The 394-nt window shown below is 63.2% G+C and carries 1 protein-coding gene; it reads left to right on the top strand.

Annotated elements, in window-relative coordinates; genetic code table 11:
* Positions 1-22: 22 nt before the first annotated feature.
* A partial coding sequence (locus tag IO33_RS0142090) for an FAS1-like dehydratase domain-containing protein (RefSeq protein ID WP_342448406.1) occupies positions 23-394 on the top strand: 372 nt, incomplete at its 3' end.

The raw sequence follows: 394 nt of genomic DNA, 5'->3' as shown, positions 1-394 counted from the left end.
GCCGTCGGTGTCGCAGGACCCGGTGAACGTGCCCATGATCCGTCATTGGGTGGAGGCGATGGGCGACACCAACCCGATCTACCTCGATGACGCGGCCGCTCGCGACACCGGACGTGCCGGAATCATCGCCCCTGCGACCATGGTTCAGGCATGGACGATGCGGGGTTACGGGGCAACGATTACCGGAGGCGCGGCCTCGGATACTGCCACCCAGCTGCTCGGCGTTCTCGCCGATGCGGGCTTCACCTCCGTGGTGGCAACAGATTCCGAGCAGGAATACTTCACCGAACTCCGACCCGGGACCCGGATCAATGTCACCGAGGTGATCGAATCGATCTCCCCGGAGAAGAAGACCGGTCTTGGTGTCGGACATTTCGTGACCACGCTCAAGACC

The sequence above is a fragment of the Streptomyces durhamensis genome, from assembly GCF_000725475.1.
GTDB classification, from domain to species: Bacteria; Actinomycetota; Actinomycetes; order Streptomycetales; family Streptomycetaceae; genus Streptomyces; species Streptomyces filipinensis.
This window is presented reverse-complemented; position numbering and strand designations above follow the sequence as displayed.